We start from the raw sequence: 15,198 nt of genomic DNA on the forward strand, positions 1-15,198 counted from the left end.
CCAGGTTAATAAACTCACATCATGCACTAGGTTGCAACTATCATTGTTACAGCGATTATGCGCTGCGTTGTAACAACATAGACTTGATGTGGCCAATCGCTTTGGTCGGGTTAAGGCCTTTAGGACAAACACTGACACAATTCATGATGCTATGGCAGCGGAAAACACTAAAAGCGTCGTCCAGATCATCTAATCGTGCTGGTGTTTCGGTATCACGGCTATCAATCAGGAAACGGTAGGCAGCCAGTAACCCTGCCGGCCCCACAAATTTATCCGGATTCCACCAAAAGGACGGACAAGACGTGGAGCAACAGGCACACAGGATGCATTCATACAGACCATCGAGTTTTTCGCGCTGTTCCGGCGACTGTAAATGCTCGCGTGCTGGCGGATTTTTACCGTCATTCAACAGGTAAGGTTTAATTTTCTCGTACTGAGTATAAAACTGCCCCATATCGACCACTAGATCCCGCACTACTGGCAGCCCTGGCAAGGGGCGAATCACAATCTTCTTATTGCCCTTTTGCAAAGCCGAGATGGGGGTAATACACGCCAGCCCATTTTTGCCATTCATATTCAGACCGTCGGATCCACACACCCCTTCACGGCATGAACGACGAAACGACAGTGTCGGATCTGTTTCTTTTAGCAAGATGAGAGCATCCAGCAACATCATATCCCGGCCTTCTTCCGCGTCTAACGTGTAATCCTGCATATACGGGGCGTTATCGACGTCCGGGTTATAGCGATAAATTGAGAACTCAAGTTTCATGACCTACTCCTCCGCAACGGGTTAACTCGGTAAATACATCAGTAAGAACGCACTTTCGGCGGGAAGGCCGCGCGTAACTTAGGCTGCATGTTTACCTCACGGCGGGTCATGCTCTCGGTGTCTGGCAAATAGAGCGAATGGCACAACCAGTTGGCATCATCACGTTCCGGGAAATCGAAGCGGCTATGCGCGCCACGGCTTTCGGTACGGAAGTTTGCTGACACGGCAGTGGAAAACGCCGTTTCCATCAGGTTATCCAATTCCAAACATTCAATACGCTGGGTATTGAATTCGCTGGAAGTATCATCCAGACGGGCATTTTGCAGACGTTCACGGATAGTTCTCAGCTCTTCTAATCCTTTAGCCATCGCATCACCTTCACGGAATACCGAGAAGTTATGCTGCATACAGGATTGCAGTGCTTTACGGATCTCAACCGGATCTTCACCTGAGCGAGTGTTATTCCAACGATTCATTCGCGCCAGTGATGCTTCAATATCTGACTCGCTGGCATCACGGCTGGCACCTTGCTCCATTAAGGACTCTTGCAGATGCATCCCGGCGGCGCGACCAAACACCACCAAGTCCAGCAATGAGTTGCCCCCCAGACGGTTGGCACCGTGGACGGAAACGCAGGCAATTTCACCGACCGCAAACAAACCTGGGATGACAACATCTTCACCCTTTTCATTAACAGTGATGGCCTGACCGGTCACTTTGGTCGGAATTCCGCCCATCATATAATGGCAGGTTGGGATAACCGGGATAGGTTCTTTGATAGGATCAACGTGGGCAAAGGTGCGGGATAACTCAAGAATGCCCGGTAGGCGGGATTCCAGCACATCTTTACCTAAGTGATCCAATTTCAGTTTGGCATGCGGGCCCCACGGGCCATCACAGCCACGACCTTCACGGATTTCAATCATAATAGAACGCGCCACCACATCACGACCCGCCAAATCTTTAGCGTTCGGGGCATAACGCTCCATAAAGCGCTCGCCGTGCTTGTTCAGCAGATAGCCGCCTTCACCGCGGCAACCTTCCGTGACTAACACGCCCGCACCGGCAATACCGGTTGGGTGGAACTGCCACATTTCCATGTCCTGCACCGGTACACCGGCACGCAGCGCCATGCCAACACCGTCACCGGTATTAATGTGCGCATTGGTTGTTGATTGGTAAATGCGACCAGCGCCACCGGTGGCCAACACGGTGGCCCGCGCTTTGAAATAGACCACTTCGCCGGTTTCAATGCAGATAGCGGTACAGCCGACAAACGCGCCGTCCTGATTTTTCACCAAATCCAGCGCATACCACTCAGAAAATATGGTGGTGTGGTTTTTCAGGTTTTGCTGATAAAGGGTGTGTAACAGTGCATGACCGGTACGGTCAGCGGCTGCCGCTGTACGCGCTGCCTGCTCACCGCCGAAGTTGCGCGACTGCCCACCGAATGGCCGCTGATAAATACTGCCATCTTCTAAACGGGAGAACGGTAACCCCATGTGTTCCAATTCAAGCACCGCTTCAGGGCCGGTTTTACACATATATTCGATGGCATCCTGGTCACCGATATAATCGGAACCCTTTACCGTGTCATACATATGCCATTCCCAGTTATCTTCATGGGTATTACCTAAAGCGACAGTAATACCACCCTGCGCAGAGACGGTATGGGAACGGGTTGGGAATACTTTTGATATCAGGGCGCAAGACAGCCCCATTTGTGAAATTTGCAGGGCCGCGCGCATACCTGCGCCACCTGCACCGACGACCACAGCGTCAAACTCTCTGACTGGCAGATTCATTTATGCACCCCACACCACAATGGTTCCATACAACAGATAAACCAACAGCGTAATCACCACGGCCAGTTGTAACACCAGTCGTACCGCCAGCGGCTTTATATAGTCCGTTAATACCTGCCACAGACCAATCCAAGCGTGAGCCAGAATCGATAATAATGTCAGCAGGGTAAATACTTTTGTGATGTGCGAGGCGAAGAAGCCACGCCAGATTTCATAGGTGATGTCTGGGACAATAACAACGAAACCCAGAATATAAAGAATATATAGAGTGATAACGATGGCAGAAGCACGTAGTAACAGCCAATCGTGTACTCCATTACGCCCTAACGCAGAAGCATTGCTTACCATACAAGGACTCCAGCTAAAACTGACAGCACCAAGGTTAACACCATAGCGACTTGGGCGGAGCGGGTCCCCGCGGCCAAGCTCTCTTCGATATAGCCGAAATCCATTAGCAAGTGACGGATGCCACCGCAAACGTGATAAGCCAGCGCGGTGAGTATTCCCCAAAAGATGAATTTAACAAAAAAGCTATTCATGATAGCCGCGGTCTGCATGAATCCTTCTTGCGAGGAAACAGACAAACCTAACAGCCAGAGGAGGATACCCACAGCAACGAAGGTAATGACGCCAGAGACTCGATGTAAGATGGACGCTATCGCAGTAACAGGAAATCGGATTGTTTGAAGATCCAAGTTGACAGGTCTTTGTTTTTTCACGGTTTTGCCCACACAGCTCTTATTATTTTCCTTCCTCCGGGCCTGGGTGGGGATCAGACAGCGTTAAGAGTCGAAACCCTTCACATCGCACACTTAAACATAACATCCTCAATGCTTAAATGACGTGTTCTGTATAACGCTGGGTGCTCCTACTTCAGGGTAATCCGGAGACCTGGCGGCAGTATAGGGGGTTCACATTCTTATTACAATTCCCACACAAACTCATTGGTGACATTTCCCCTGAACAGTGATTAGGATCACGATTCACACAATTTATATAAAATTAATTATCTGATTTGACAAAGAATAAACATTTCCATTACAACTAGGGTAGAAATAAGCCCTATGACGTACTAAAGGTCGCCAGATACACTTCCCCATAAGCTTAAGTTATGCAACAGTGTATTGAGTGAATGTCCCCATAGATATCGTAGGCTACGAACCCTAGACGATAAGTATTCGACAAATTGTTAACAACTTCGTAACGTCGCCATCAATCCAAACCCTCGGATCGCTGGCCGCATTGGTGAGACACTCTGTACCCTAACTCATGTTTTAATCGTGAATAAAACAGAGCCGTGCCGATGAGGTGATGACCCAGCGGGCATCTAAGACATTTCAGTTGTTAGAGGTTTTTAAAATAAGCGCGAAGGAGACTGTAATGGCTAACGAAAGCAAAAATGAAGACCAAGAAAAAGCAACGCTGAATCTGGCAGGTGGAGCGACGATCGAACTGGCGGTTACCACCCCGACCCTCGGCACGAAGGTGATCGATGTTCGCACCCTAGGTTCGAAAGGTTATTTTACCTTTGATCCCGGCTTCACCTCTACCGCATCCTGCGAATCAAAAATCACTTATATCGACGGTGATGAAGGTATTTTGCTGCACCGTGGCTTCCCCATTGACCAGTTGGCAAATGAGTCTACCTATCTGGAAGTCTGTTACATCTTACTGTATGGCGAAGTCCCCACGGCTGAAGAGTATGCAACATTCAAAACCACGGTAACTCGCCACACCATGATCCACGAGCAGATAACCAGTCTGTTCCGCGGGTTCCGCCGCGACTCACATCCGATGGCCGTCTTATGTGGTGTGACCGGCGCACTGGCCGCCTTCTACCATGACGCGTTGGATGTCAACAACGAGCGCCATCGTGAAATCACTGCTTTCCGCCTGTTGTCTAAAATGCCAACCGTGGCTGCGATGTGTTACAAATATTCCATCGGTCAGCCGTTTGTTTATCCGCGCAATGACCTGTCTTACGCCGGCAATTTCCTGAATATGATGTTCTCAACCCCATGTGAAGAATATAAAATTAACCCGGTGTTAGAACTTGCGATGGATCGTATTTTCATCCTACATGCCGACCACGAACAGAACGCATCCACCTCGACTGTGCGCACCGCTGGCTCATCGGGTGCTAACCCATTTGCTTGTATTGCCGCAGGTATTGCATCCCTGTGGGGGCCAGCTCATGGCGGCGCGAACGAAGCCTGCCTGAAGATGCTAGAAGAGATTAAAACCGTTGAGCACATCCCTGAATTTATCCGCCGTGCCAAAGATAAGAATGACGCGTTCCGTCTGATGGGCTTTGGCCACCGTGTGTATAAAAACTACGATCCACGCGCCACGGTGATGCGCGATACCTGTCATGCCGTTTTGAAGGAATTAAAGCTGGAAGACGACCTGCTGAAAGTGGCGATGGAGTTGGAGCATATTGCGCTGAACGACCCATACTTCATTGAGAGAAAACTGTATCCAAACGTCGATTTCTATTCAGGTATCATCCTGAAAGCATTAGGAATTCCATCGTCAATGTTTACCGTTATCTTTGCTATCGCCCGTACCATCGGCTGGATCGCTCACTGGAATGAAATGCATGAGGAAGGTCTAAAAATTGCCCGTCCGCGTCAGCTTTATACCGGTTATGCGAAGCGTGATTTTAAGAGCCAGTTGAAGAAATAAGCAAATTTAGTGTTCTGATAAAACAGACAACGCCACCTTCTGGTGGCGTTTTTTATTGGTAAATCAGTGAATTGCACCACCTGAAATGTGCAAATCGTGCTCAATTTGCAGAGCAATAGAGATAGATAACTCCAACGCAATCAGTACCGATGATGTTGACATACTCGGCGCACCAGGGTGATCAACCGCCTGCTCCGGCAGATAAGGGATGTGAATAAAACCGCCCTTTACCTCATTATTGAACTGATTTAACCGATGTAATAGCCCGTACATCACATGGTTACAGACATAAGTCCCTGCGGTTTGTGACACCGCGGCCGGAATTCCTGCGTCACGAATGCCCTGCACCATCGCCTTGATCGGTAAACGAGTAAAGTAAGCCGCCGGGCCATCTGCCACTATCGGTTTATCTACCGGCTGCTGACCCAAATTATCTGGAATTCGCGCGTCATCGATATTAATTGCGACGCGCTCAATAGTGATATCAGCACGCCCACCCGCCTGACCTATCGCTAACACTAGCACCGGTTGAACTTCATCTATCGCCTTATTCAGCGCATCCAATGCCTCGCCAAAAGCACAGGGTAACTGGCGAGCCACCACTCTGATCCCGCCCAACATCAAATCATTTAGCTGTTTCACCACTTCCCAGGAAGGATTAACCCGCTCCCCGCCAAATGGCTCAAACCCGGTAATGAGTACACTTCGCATCGCCGCTCCTAGAGAAACATCAGGAAATAGAGTAAAAATACGTTAACAATCAGCAAGGTAATCCCGGTTGGAATCTGCGCTTTAATGACCGCATTTTTGTCCGGCAACTCTAATAATGCCGCCGGAACTATATTAAAGTTAGCAGCCATTGGTGTCATCAATGTTCCACAATAACCGGAGAACATACCGATAGCGGCCATCACCGCCGGGTTACCGCCATGTTGTAACACCAGAATCGGGATACCAATACCGGCCGTCACGATAGGGAAAGCGGCAAAGGCATTACCCATGATCATGGTTAACAGTGCCATGCCGATAGCATAGACCGCCACGGCGATAAAACGATGATCTACCGCCAGATATTCCTGGGTCAAATGCGCAATCGCAGTGCCCACGCCTGCGGTGGTAAACAGCAGACCAAGGGTGGCTAAAATCTGCGGCAGGATAAAGGCCCAGCCGATAGAGTCCAGCAGACGGCGTGCTTCCTGTACCGGCTGTGCTGCCGTTTCGTGGGTTAGGAACACCGCAATCAGCAAGCCAAGCACGCAGCCGACCGTCATTGAGAACAACGTGACCAATGTGGCATGGTTGCCCGTGCCAAACAGCCATTGATCCAGTGCTGGAATATTATTAAACAGCAGCACACCGATAACTGTGACCACCGGAATCGCCAACGCAGGAATAAACAACCGGTTACCCAGGCGCTTGGCGCTAATCTCACGTTGCTCTGGGGTGCGCTGATGGTAGCTGCCCAGCTTAACGCCACCAAAACCGGCAATCAGCGCCATAATGACCACCACCACGCCAACGGTAATATTCAGAATGCGTTTCTCATCCGGCCCTTCCCCCGCCAGCGTATTCGCCAGGCGATAAGTCCAGTCGCCCACCAGAAAAACCAGCCCGTACAACCCCCAAAATAGCCCGGTGGTGATACGACGCGGGTTGGCTTTATCGCGAAAAGACATAACGGCCACGATCAGTAAGACCGCACCGGCCAACCAATAGAGGTATTGTTGTTGGAAAATCATTTTGCGTCTCCCTTGGCAGCCTGAGCCGACTGATTCAGCGCCGTCAATTCAGCGGCGAGATGCTTATCTAAACGTTGTAAGCGATAAGCATGAATAAGGAAGGCACAAATTGCGGTCGGAATCCCCCACAGTGCAATGTGTAACGGCTCGGTCTGAATACCGCCCGATTCCAACATAAAATTATGCATAAAGATGATCGCACCAAAGGCGACAAAAATATCTTCGCCAAAGAACAGCCCGACGTTATCGGTCGCAGCCGACATCGCGCGCAGACGATAACGTACTTTCTCCGGCAGTTCTCCATAACGGGTTTCCGCCGCCCCTTCAGCCATCGGAGCCAGTAATGGCCGCACCATTTGCGGGTGACCACCAAGGCTGGTTAGGCCCAACGCGGCTGTGGCTTCGCGCACGAACAGGTACACAATCAGTAAACGCCCGGACGTGGCACTCTTAATTTGCGAAATCCACGCCTGCGCCCGCTCTTTTAAGCCATGCCGCTCTAACAAGCCAATCACCGCCAATGGCAGTAACAAGATCAGTGGCAAGTTGCGGGTATTAAGGAACCCTTCGCCCAGTTTTTCCAAAATTGTCGCTATTGGCATTAACGCTGCGACACCGGTGATAATGCCAGCGGTAATTACCACCAACACTGCGTTTATACGCAGTAAAAACCCGATTACGATCGCCGCGATCCCAATCAGCGGCCAAAGATTTACCGTTTGTTCCAAGGTGATTCTCCTGTCCTGAAGTCGATTTAATGGATAACTGCCTTCCGCCGGGCCAGACGGTTATGATTTTTATAGCCCGATTACTGCGCACTAACGCTGATATTTTCCTGCTGAAAACTGCCGCGTAAACGGCGCGCAAAGGCCAATGCATGTGCGCCATCACCATGTACGCAGACAGTATCAGCCTGAACTGCTACCCAACTGCCATCACGGGCTTGAACCTGATGACGCATCACCATCGCTAAGGTTTGTGACAAGGCCAGCTCGTCACTTTCAATCAACGCATCCGGCTGGCTACGAGGCACTAAGGTGCCATCCGCTTGATAGCGGCGGTCGGCAAAGACTTCTTGTCGGGTCACTAAACCTGCTCGCTCACCGGCTCGGATTAATTCGCTCCCCGCCAACCCCACTAGCCGTAGCGATGGGTCAACCGCCCTTACTGCCTGCGCAATCGCATCTGCCAGCAGCGGATCGACCGCCGCCTGGTTATACAACATGCCATGTGGCTTAACATGTTGCATTACGCCACCTTCAGCGTGGACGATGGCGGCCAGCGCACCCAGTTGATAAATCACTTGGGCATAGACAGTTTCGGGCGGAAGTTGCATTGCGGTGCGCCCAAAGTTCTCCCGATCAGGGAAGCTCGGATGCGCGCCAATAGCGACACCATATTCAATGGCCCAACGCACCGACTGACGCATGATCTGCGCATCTCCGGCATGAAAACCGCAAGCGATATTGGCGGAACTCACCACTTGCAGCAGCGCCTGATCATTGGCGCAGCCCTCACCTAAATCTGCATTTAAATCAATTTTCATTCAACCTCCGTCGCATCGAACCCTGGCTGCAAACCCCACTCAATCTGTTGTAGGAAATGCTGCTGTTCAGACTTGGCACGGAGCGCATCCTCTACAGTGCAAGGCACAAAATGCACCGATTCCCCGAGGCGAAGTTGCGCCAAATGGTAGAGATCAGCCTCAATCACGCAGGCAATACGCGGGTAACCGCCGGTCGTTTGCGCATCAGCCATTAATACGATTGGCTGACCATTATGAGGAACCTGCACCACACCGGGTAACAAGCCGTGCGACAACATCTCACGATCAGTTGTGCGAGCCAGTTCACGCCCAGTCAGGCGATATCCCATCCGATTGCTTTGCGGGCTGAGTTGCCATGCCTCACGCCAGAATACCCCCTGTGCGATATCATCAAACTCATGATATTCCGGCCCCGGCAATGCTCTGACGCGATTACCAAATAACAACTGTTTGATACCGACTGATTCACGCGGCAAACGGGTTGGCCTACCCAATGGCAATACATCGCCCTCTTTGATAAGCCGCCCCAGATACCCACCGAAACCAGCTTTCAGGTCAGTGCTGCGTGAGCCCAGCATTTCCGGCACATCAATACCACCAGAAATCGCCAGATAACTGCGCATCCCACGATACGGCACACTGAGTTTCAACTGCTGGCCCGGCTTGACCGGATAACGCCATCCCGTCCAAAGCAACTGATCATCGAGCATCGCATTACAACCCGCGCCAGTAACCGCAATCCAGCCCGGTTGGGTAAATTCAGCGGTAAATTGCCCCAGCGTGATTTCCAGTCCAGCGGCACCGGCATCATTACCCACCAGCATATTCGCCATACTCAGTGCCGGTAAATCAAGTGCTCCGCCCTGACTAATGCCTAAGCGACGAAAACCACCACGGCCAGTATCTTGTACCGTGGTGTAAATACCTGAACGAATAATCTTCAGCATACGCCCTCCTTTAAAGGCAGAAAGCGCACATTATCACCAGGTCGTAGCAAGGTTGGCGGCATCTCTAACGGATTAAATAAGGCCAGTGAGGTGCGGCCGATCAGTTGCCAGCCACCTGGGGTTGCCAGTGGATAGATACCGGTTTGGCTGCCGCCGATGCCAACAGAACCGGGGCCACCACTAAACGAGGTTCCCCACGGCGAGGTGTGGCGAGCTGTTCTGGCATCCCGCCCAGATAAGAAAATCCCGGTTGAAAACCGAGAAAATAGACGATATAGCTCGCACCCGCATGGCACTCAACCACCTGACGTTCGCTCATGCCGGTATGACGTGCCACTTCAGCCAGATCCGGCCCTGCCTCACCGCCATAAATCACCGGAATAGTGATATCGCGTGATTCAGGCACCAGTGACTCACTCTCTTCCCACCAGCGTTGTAACCGTTCAATGGCATCCAGTGCGGTATTGTGTGGGTCTGTCAGTAGCAGGGTCAGATTGTTCATTCCCGGAATCGCTTCAACGACATCGGGATGATGAATCAGCCTGTCAGCCAAGCCCCAAATTCGTTGCTGACTTGCTAATGTAACCGGCGGTTCTAGCTCCAGAACCACCGCACTTTCTCCCAGTAAATAGCATCGCGCTCGTTGCACTCCCGTCCCCCTGATTAATTTCTAGCTTTCATTTTTTATATAAATACTCGTTATAAGTATATATTTATGCGTTAGCGTCTGGTCACTGTCAATAGAACTGAATTATCCAATAGCCGCGAGCAACCACTAAACCTGATAAAAAGGTCAATATTAATCCCTATAAATGCTTCTTTTTAGCGTTTTTCGACCATAACAGGAAAATAGATACGATTTTTTTCTTATTTAGAATCAGAGTAAAGCGAGCAGATATTCTTAAAAACTGCCGTTTTATCTCCCAAGCACCGCCAGATGATAATTTCAAATAGCCAGAGAGAGGGAAAAACCTTGCTTTATTCAAGGCTTAATGATGTTTTGAGAGGGGGATATTAGCAGAAAATCATGCACCGATACTGATTACCGGTGCATATCGCATGGTGTCAGGCTGGATTAGATATATCGATAAAAATAACCTCTAATTGATGTTGTGCAGCCAGCCATTCTCCCAGTGCTTTGATGCCATAACGCTCGGTAGCATGATGCCCCGCCGCATAAAAATTCACCCCCATCTCGCGGGCAATATGAATTGTTTGTTCAGAAACTTCGCCGGTGATAAATGCATCCACACCAAACTCCGCGGCTTGCTGAATATATCCCTGCCCACCGCCGGTACACCAGGCAATTCGTCGGATATCGGCGGGTGCCTGATCACCACAATGCAAAACAGGCCGCTCCAATAATTTTTCCAGCCGCTCACGTAAAATCACTGCATTTAACGGCGTAGTAAACTCACCATAGGGTAATAACGGTTCAATTTCGCCTAACACCTTAATATTGAGTAATTTTGCCAGTTGTGCGTTGTTACCCAATTCGGGGTGTGCATCCAGTGGCAGATGGTAACCATACAAATTGATATCGTTAGTTAACAGTGTTTTTAGGCGATTACGCTTCATACCGCGCACGACTACCGGTTCGTTTTTCCAGAAATAGCCGTGATGAACCAAAATAGCATCTGCCTGCTGCTCAACTGCGGCATCTAATAGTGCCTGACTGGCCGTCACACCGGTGATAATACGTTTTACTTCTGCCCGCCCTTCAACCTGCAAACCATTGGGCGCATAGTCTTGAAAAGCTACAGTATTCAGTTGGTTATTAAGTAGGGTTTCCAGTTCTATATTGCGCATTTTATCAGCCTCACTAATAGATGTTCTTGAATCAATCTCATTAAAATATATACCCAACCTCATTGGCGGTGCAGGTAGCTGCAAACGACCCCCCCCCTGCGGCTTCAAGCATGAAGGGAATATTTAGAATTTCTGGCTATCGCCTTGTTCCATCAGGATAAAGTTAACCCCCATATCATTACCTTGCGCTAACTCATCCGCAATCACTTTACGCACATCCTGGCCCTGCTTAAATGACGGTTTTATATGGCTGATCACCACCGGCAATCCTTTTAATGGCTGACCTTCACCACTGTATTTCTCCAGGTTTTTCAGTTCCTTCAACAGCCATTTAGGCGTCATATGGCCATAGAGCTTGCCGTCAGCCACCTCATTTGGATAAGAAACTTCAATGATCATCCCTTTTAATTGCTGCTGTTTGACTTTTTCCGCTAGTTTGCGCCACACCGCATCCAGATTTTTTGACTTTTCTATCTCATCGGGGCCGGTATCGCCAAAATAGGCAAAGGACTGATTATTGTTACTGATCAGCAACATAGAAGATGGCGATTTATCGTGACTCAGTGGATACATCTCACCGGTCAAACGCGTTAGCCCCAGGCTCAAGGGCTGATTAGGACGCACCATTTGCATACGGTAGGTTCCCAGCCGGACACCACTGCCACTGTCCGTAAAGTTCGGCCAGACACGCCAGTTAAAATAGTAGTTGCGCAACACGTCAATGGTATCAGCGGAGCCATAAATGGTCTTTTTGCTGTCTTGCGGTGAACCGACAATCAGACCGGAAACATGGTCAAGATGGGCATGACTGATAAAATAGCTGTTAATACTTTGGCGAAAGATATAACCCTGCCGAGTCAATGGAGCCGCCTTTTCCTCGGTCACATCAGAGAAATTGCCTTTATCTAATGCTTTGGCAATGCCCGGCAAGAGAGAGCCTGCATCCAGCGCTAAATAGGCCGGTTGGCTGTCATCACGAATCAGATAAGAGGTCAAATTGCTATCGCTAACACCACCATCCACTCCAAGCGCCACCACCTCAAAACCCGCAGCAGACAGCGAACTATAAACACTAAACGATAAAATCAGGCCCGTTTTAACGGCGTTGCGCGTAATTTTATCAAGATAGAATGCAGGTCTGGTCGAAATATCGGTCAAAAACATGACGGCTCCTTGTGATTAGGGGTCCTTACGAACATCCCGCTTAGCGGTTTCAAATGCCGCCAGTGTAGCCAATCTGGCCAGCTTATGGTCCACCAGCGGCAGTGGGTAATCCAAATGCCGTTGTTGCCGATCGGCCCAACGCCACGGCTGATGGATATCACTGTCGGGTACCGCAGCCAGTTCTGGCAGCCAACGGCGAATAAAAGCGCCGTCTTTATCAAAGCGCTCTCCCTGCGTGGTGGGATTAAAAATACGAAAGTACGGTGCAGCATCAGTACCCGTTGAAGCCGCCCACTGCCAGCCACCATTATTGGCGGCCAGTGAGCCGTCGATTAATTGCGCCATAAAATAGCGCTCACCCTCACGCCAGTCGATCAATAAGTCTTTAACCAAAAAAGCTGGCACTGATCATCCGCAGGCGGTTATGCATCCAACCGGTTTCATTCAACTGCCGCATCGCGGCATCAACAATGGGATACCCTGTGCGCCCCTGCTGCCAGGCGGTTAATTGCAGTTCCGAGTGATTCCATATTACTGCATCAGTCCAGCCGATAAAGGGATGGTGCTGGCATAAACGCGGATAGGCCACTAACAAATGGCAATAGAACTCACGCCAGATAAGCTCATTAAGCCAGGTGAAAGCGCCGCTGTCTGGATTTTCCAACCCGGCCGGGCACTCCGCACGCAAGCGGTTAAAGCACTGACGCGGTGATAAAACGCCGAGCGCCAGATAAGGTGACAGGCAACTGGTACCTGACACCGCAGGGAAATCACGTTGCTGGTGATAATCTTGTACCTGCTCACGACAGAAACTGCGCAAACGCTGCAGTGCCGCGTCTTCACCGGCGGGGAACAAAATAGGGTCAACCGGCTGTTGCGGATAATCAAATAAGAGCGGGGGGAATGATGTCGCGGCAGCCATGTTATCGCGAGCAATCGGTGCCGGAACACATGCGTTATCGCTCATAAGTAATCGTTGGATAAAAGCGCGGCGAAATGGCGTGAACACTTTATACATTTCGTTATTACCGGTCAGGACGCTGCCTGGCGGCAATAATAAGCTGTCATGAAAACGGTGGCAGGTGATATTTCTACCGTTCGCTCCACTGTTGAGCCGCACCGCCAATGCCTCATCCCGCCGCCGTTCGTTCAATTCATACTGCTGATTATAAAATAGTGCATCGACCTGTTGCTGCTGGCAGAAGTTATCCAACCAGATAACTGCATCCTGAAAATCATCACATTGATGATAATGCAGCGCTATGCTTTTCGCAGCGAGAGCACTCTGCAACAGTTGCAGATTTTGCTGCAAAAATGCCGCCTGACGCGGTGCCATATCATGTGCGGCCCACTGCTTAGGCGTGGCAATAAACAGCGCAATAACCCTTGCTTGTGGGTCCTGACACGCCGCATTCAGCGCCAGATTATCAGTGATACGTAAGTCATTACGAAACCAGACCAGATGCGTTGCCATACCTTATCCTTGCGCGGAGTAAAAAGTAAAATAGTGCTGCTCAGACAGATAATCATTAGGAAAATCAGCAAGATATGATTTTATCTGCACAACCGGTACACTCAAGGGCAGCTCACCTGTACGGTATTGATCAATAAGTTGCGCCAAAGCCTGACGCTGAACTGACGTGAGATAAGGCCGAAAATAGCCCTGCACATGCATTAACACATTGGTGTGATTAGCGGGTGTCGGCTGATGAGACAATAAGTGAAGTAAACGCTGGCGATATTCAGCGGTAAACTCAGCCAGCGAAGGCCACTTATCCATCGACGCAATAAATGGGCCGATCTCTCTATATTCAGGCTGCGAATGCGCTAGCAGCACCAATTTATAACGGCTGTGAAAAGTCATTAATTTGCCACGGGTGATTCCAGCGGCACATAACGCATCGAGTTCATCGCGCACCTGGTCATATTCAGCACTGTGCGTCGGCTGATGGGTTCCTGACATGCTGTTCTCCCCAATCTTTACTGTCATAAATATCACATCATTCATTTCATCATAACAGTTGTCGCCAGAGAACTACGGTATTGCTTGATATCTTTACCTAAACACATTTACGTGGGCAATAAAAAAGCCCGCGAGCGTTAACTCACGGGCCATCTATTTTACAGCGTGTTTACCACGATGAAATCGATTGATGTCTCTTAGTAAAAATCTTGAATCGCCGATTCAGATTGCGCCAACCATACCGGTTTATCACTGGTTTTCGCCCAGACACGGTGCAGGTAGCTGTAAAAACGGGCACGATCTTTACGGAAAAGCATCACTGGCAGCGCCAATAAACCCAGCAGGATCACCGCGCTACGGCGCAAGAGAACCTGATGTAATGGGTATGCGTTGTACATGGACATACGATCCTCCTTTTAAAACGCCGTCGTGTAGTGAATTGGCCCGATAAATAAAGGGAGGCCGGTTTACCGCGTGGCGCTGAAAGTAAAATAAGTAAATCTGGAAACTGAACAAAATTTTACCGCATTGGTTGAAACTTTACCACTCATCCGACCACTAATTTACACAAAAAACAGATTAAAACGGCCAATCCTGTAATTTTGTTACGTTTGAGTTAATTTAAAACCAACTATGGTTATATTTCGTTCACATATTGTTTACCTACTGGCAAACTAAACATAGTCACCGCATGAAAGCGCATTTAACGCATCCCGTTAAATAACCCACACGTCAACTGATTAAATTACACTCAGTTTGTGTCATTTT

The 15,198-nt window shown here is 49.7% G+C and carries 14 protein-coding genes and 2 pseudogenes; 1 reads left to right on the top strand and 15 read right to left on the bottom strand.

Annotated features, from left to right (window positions below):
- Window positions 1-55: 55 nt before the first annotated feature.
- The 4 genes from YALDO0001_RS05430 to sdhC are packed head-to-tail and all read right to left on the bottom strand — an operon-like array spanning window position 56 to window position 3,308.
- Window positions 56-772 carry a succinate dehydrogenase iron-sulfur subunit gene (locus YALDO0001_RS05430; protein ID WP_004700687.1) on the bottom strand — a complete coding sequence of 239 codons (717 nt, stop codon included), beginning with the start codon at window positions 770-772 and terminating at the stop codon, window positions 56-58.
- 38 nt (window positions 773-810) lie between these two features.
- Window positions 811-2,577: a succinate dehydrogenase flavoprotein subunit gene (sdhA, locus tag YALDO0001_RS05435; protein ID WP_004700689.1), complete on the bottom strand. Its 1,767-nt coding sequence runs from the start codon at window positions 2,575-2,577 to the stop codon at window positions 811-813.
- Entirely contained in the window at window positions 2,578-2,925 is a 348-nt protein-coding gene (sdhD, locus tag YALDO0001_RS05440; RefSeq protein ID WP_004700691.1) for a succinate dehydrogenase membrane anchor subunit, read from the bottom strand. It abuts the gene before it with no gap.
- Entirely contained in the window at window positions 2,919-3,308 is a 390-nt protein-coding gene (gene sdhC / locus YALDO0001_RS05445) for a succinate dehydrogenase cytochrome b556 subunit (RefSeq protein WP_042839462.1), read from the bottom strand. Before sdhC ends, sdhD begins: the two co-directional genes overlap by 7 nt.
- A gap of 649 nt (window positions 3,309-3,957) precedes the next feature.
- Here sdhC and YALDO0001_RS05450 point away from each other — a divergent pair.
- Window positions 3,958-5,262, top strand: coding sequence for a citrate synthase (locus YALDO0001_RS05450; protein ID WP_004700693.1), 1,305 nt, complete (start codon window positions 3,958-3,960; stop codon window positions 5,260-5,262).
- A gap of 63 nt (window positions 5,263-5,325) precedes the next feature.
- Here the strand turns inward: YALDO0001_RS05450 and pcp are convergent, their stop codons facing one another.
- The 11 genes and pseudogenes from pcp to YALDO0001_RS05505 all read right to left on the bottom strand — a co-directional run bounded on the left by pcp (window position 5,326) and on the right by YALDO0001_RS05505 (window position 14,834).
- Window positions 5,326-5,973, bottom strand: coding sequence for a pyroglutamyl-peptidase I (gene pcp, locus YALDO0001_RS05455; RefSeq protein ID WP_004700694.1), 648 nt, complete (start codon window positions 5,971-5,973; stop codon window positions 5,326-5,328).
- Window positions 5,974-5,981: 8 nt separating this feature from the next.
- Window positions 5,982-7,001 (bottom strand): DUF979 domain-containing protein, encoded by a 1,020-nt coding sequence (locus YALDO0001_RS05460; RefSeq protein ID WP_042548210.1) that lies wholly within the window; start codon window positions 6,999-7,001, stop codon window positions 5,982-5,984.
- Complete coding sequence (locus tag YALDO0001_RS05465; protein ID WP_004700697.1) at window positions 6,998-7,729, bottom strand: DUF969 domain-containing protein; 732 nt, start codon at window positions 7,727-7,729, stop codon at window positions 6,998-7,000. The genes YALDO0001_RS05460 and YALDO0001_RS05465 overlap by 4 nt, the downstream gene beginning before the upstream one ends.
- 80 nt (window positions 7,730-7,809) lie before the next feature.
- Entirely contained in the window at window positions 7,810-8,547 is a 738-nt protein-coding gene (gene pxpA / locus YALDO0001_RS05470; protein ID WP_042548209.1) for a 5-oxoprolinase subunit PxpA, read from the bottom strand.
- The gene (gene pxpC, locus YALDO0001_RS05475) at window positions 8,544-9,494 is read right to left on the bottom strand and encodes a 5-oxoprolinase subunit PxpC (RefSeq protein ID WP_004700700.1); all 951 of its coding nucleotides are present in this window, start codon (window positions 9,492-9,494) and stop codon (window positions 8,544-8,546) included. Before pxpC ends, pxpA begins: the two co-directional genes overlap by 4 nt.
- Window positions 9,488-10,143, bottom strand: a pseudogene (gene pxpB, locus YALDO0001_RS05480) (5-oxoprolinase subunit PxpB). Before pxpB ends, pxpC begins: the two are co-directional and overlap by 7 nt.
- Window positions 10,144-10,559: 416 nt before the next feature.
- Window positions 10,560-11,303 carry a type 2 GTP cyclohydrolase I gene (locus YALDO0001_RS05485; protein WP_042839471.1) on the bottom strand — a complete coding sequence of 248 codons (744 nt, stop codon included), beginning with the start codon at window positions 11,301-11,303 and terminating at the stop codon, window positions 10,560-10,562.
- A 123-nt stretch (window positions 11,304-11,426) separates the two neighbouring features.
- Complete coding sequence (locus YALDO0001_RS05490) at window positions 11,427-12,467, bottom strand: MBL fold metallo-hydrolase (RefSeq protein ID WP_004700709.1); 1,041 nt, start codon at window positions 12,465-12,467, stop codon at window positions 11,427-11,429.
- Window positions 12,458-13,941 (bottom strand): annotated as a pseudogene (gene phrB, locus YALDO0001_RS05495) (deoxyribodipyrimidine photo-lyase). The gene YALDO0001_RS05490 and the pseudogene phrB overlap by 10 nt, the downstream one beginning before the upstream one ends.
- Window positions 13,942-13,944: 3 nt before the next feature.
- On the bottom strand, window positions 13,945-14,430 hold the full coding sequence (locus YALDO0001_RS05500) for a YbgA family protein (protein WP_042839463.1): 486 nt from the start codon (window positions 14,428-14,430) through the stop codon (window positions 13,945-13,947).
- 197 nt (window positions 14,431-14,627) lie between these two features.
- Window positions 14,628-14,834 (bottom strand): YbfA family protein, encoded by a 207-nt coding sequence (locus tag YALDO0001_RS05505; protein ID WP_042548203.1) that lies wholly within the window; start codon window positions 14,832-14,834, stop codon window positions 14,628-14,630.
- Window positions 14,835-15,198 lie beyond the last annotated feature (364 nt).

It is taken from the genome of Yersinia aldovae ATCC 35236, assembly GCF_000173735.1.
Taxonomy (GTDB): domain Bacteria; phylum Pseudomonadota; class Gammaproteobacteria; order Enterobacterales; family Enterobacteriaceae; genus Yersinia; species Yersinia aldovae.

Excerpts from the sequence above, each read along its gene's own strand:
- YALDO0001_RS05505 (WP_042548203.1), bottom strand. The coding sequence starts at position 14,834 with ATGTCCATGTACAACGCATACCCATTACATCAGGTTCTCTTGCGCCGT.
- YALDO0001_RS05460 (WP_042548210.1), bottom strand. The coding sequence starts at position 7,001 with ATGATTTTCCAACAACAATACCTCTATTGGTTGGCCGGTGCGGTCTTA.
- sdhD (WP_004700691.1), bottom strand. The coding sequence starts at position 2,925 with ATGGTAAGCAATGCTTCTGCGTTAGGGCGTAATGGAGTACACGATTGG.
- pxpC (WP_004700700.1), bottom strand. The coding sequence starts at position 9,494 with ATGCTGAAGATTATTCGTTCAGGTATTTACACCACGGTACAAGATACT.
- YALDO0001_RS05485 (WP_042839471.1), bottom strand. The coding sequence starts at position 11,303 with ATGCGCAATATAGAACTGGAAACCCTACTTAATAACCAACTGAATACT.
- sdhA (WP_004700689.1), bottom strand. The coding sequence starts at position 2,577 with ATGAATCTGCCAGTCAGAGAGTTTGACGCTGTGGTCGTCGGTGCAGGT.
- YALDO0001_RS05500 (WP_042839463.1), bottom strand. The coding sequence starts at position 14,430 with ATGTCAGGAACCCATCAGCCGACGCACAGTGCTGAATATGACCAGGTG.
- YALDO0001_RS05430 (WP_004700687.1), bottom strand. The coding sequence starts at position 772 with ATGAAACTTGAGTTCTCAATTTATCGCTATAACCCGGACGTCGATAAC.
- YALDO0001_RS05450 (WP_004700693.1), top strand. The coding sequence starts at position 3,958 with ATGGCTAACGAAAGCAAAAATGAAGACCAAGAAAAAGCAACGCTGAAT.
- YALDO0001_RS05490 (WP_004700709.1), bottom strand. The coding sequence starts at position 12,467 with ATGTTTTTGACCGATATTTCGACCAGACCTGCATTCTATCTTGATAAA.
- pxpA (WP_042548209.1), bottom strand. The coding sequence starts at position 8,547 with ATGAAAATTGATTTAAATGCAGATTTAGGTGAGGGCTGCGCCAATGAT.
- pcp (WP_004700694.1), bottom strand. The coding sequence starts at position 5,973 with ATGCGAAGTGTACTCATTACCGGGTTTGAGCCATTTGGCGGGGAGCGG.